The following is a 1,173-nucleotide window of genomic DNA, read 5'->3' as shown; positions in this document are numbered from 1 at the left end:
TTTAACGCTTTTTAAACTCCTATTGCCGAAATTTGCACTTTTAAATTTTGGACATAAACTACACCATGAAAAAACACAACTACAGCGCAGGACCTTGTATTTTACCACAAGAAGTTTTTGAAAAATCAGCACAAGCCATTTTGGATTTTAACAATTCGGGATTGTCGATTTTAGAAATTTCGCATCGAAGCAAAGATTTCGTTGCCGTTATGGATGAAGCTCGTGCATTGGCAATTGAACTTTTAGGCCTTGAAGGCAAAGGCTATCAAGCACTTTTTCTTGCTGGCGGTGCCAGTTTGGAATTCTTGATGGTTCCTTACAACTTGATGAAAGAAAATGGAAAAGCGGCTTACCTTGACTCTGGAACATGGGCAAGTGCAGCGATAAAAGAGGCCAAAACTTTTGGCGAAACTGTTATTGTGGCTTCTTCCAAAGATGACAACTATAATAATGTCCCCAAAGGATATACCGTTCCTGCAGATGCAGATTATTTTCACTGCACGAGCAACAACACCATTTTTGGAACCCAAATGAAAGAATTTCCAAACTTGGACATACCAATTGTTTGCGACATGAGTTCAGACATTTTTTCAAGAGTTTTGGATTTTTCGAAATTTGACATCATTTATGCCGGCGCCCAAAAAAATATGGGTCCAGCAGGAACAACCCTTGTTGTTATTAAAGAAGAAATTCTTGGTAAAAACGGACGTGTTATTCCAAGCATGTTGGATTATGCCAAACATATCAAAGCAGAAAGTATGTATAACACACCACCTGTTTTCCCTGTTTATGCGTCTTTGTTGACTTTGCAATGGTTGAAAAAATTGGGCGGAATAGCAGCAATAGAAAAAATAAACAATGCAAAAGCAGCTTTGCTTTATGCAGAAATAGACAGAAACCCATTATTCAAAGGAGCTGCGGTAGTTGAAGACCGTTCGAACATGAACGCGACTTTCTTGCTTAACGATCCATTGCATGCCGATACTTTTAATGCCATGTTAAAAGAAGCCGGAGTCGTAGGATTGCCGGGACACAGATCCGTTGGCGGTTACAGAGCGTCGATGTACAATGCCATGCCATTAGAAAGTGTGCAAGTTTTGGTTGACGTAATGAAGGAATTGGAAGGAAACGTTTAAGTTTTCAGTTTAAAAAATAATATACACAAATTACAAT

General features: G+C 38.8%; 1 protein-coding gene. It reads left to right on the top strand.

Annotation, left to right across the window (positions count from 1 at the left end; translation table 11 throughout):
- Nucleotides 1–65 precede the first annotated feature (65 nt).
- On the top strand, nt 66–1,136 hold the full coding sequence (gene serC / locus C0430_RS09125; protein ID WP_290868534.1) for a 3-phosphoserine/phosphohydroxythreonine transaminase: 1,071 nt from the start codon (nt 66–68) through the stop codon (nt 1,134–1,136).
- Nucleotides 1,137–1,173 lie beyond the last annotated feature (37 nt).

The organism is Flavobacterium sp. (assembly GCF_013823965.1).
In the GTDB taxonomy this organism is placed as follows: Bacteria; Bacteroidota; Bacteroidia; order Flavobacteriales; family Flavobacteriaceae; genus Flavobacterium.
This window is presented reverse-complemented; position numbering and strand designations above follow the sequence as displayed.

Bases quoted from the DNA above. Each gene is read 5' to 3' on its own strand.
- serC (WP_290868534.1), top strand. From the start codon at position 66: ATGAAAAAACACAACTACAGCGCAGGACCTTGTATTTTACCACAAGAA.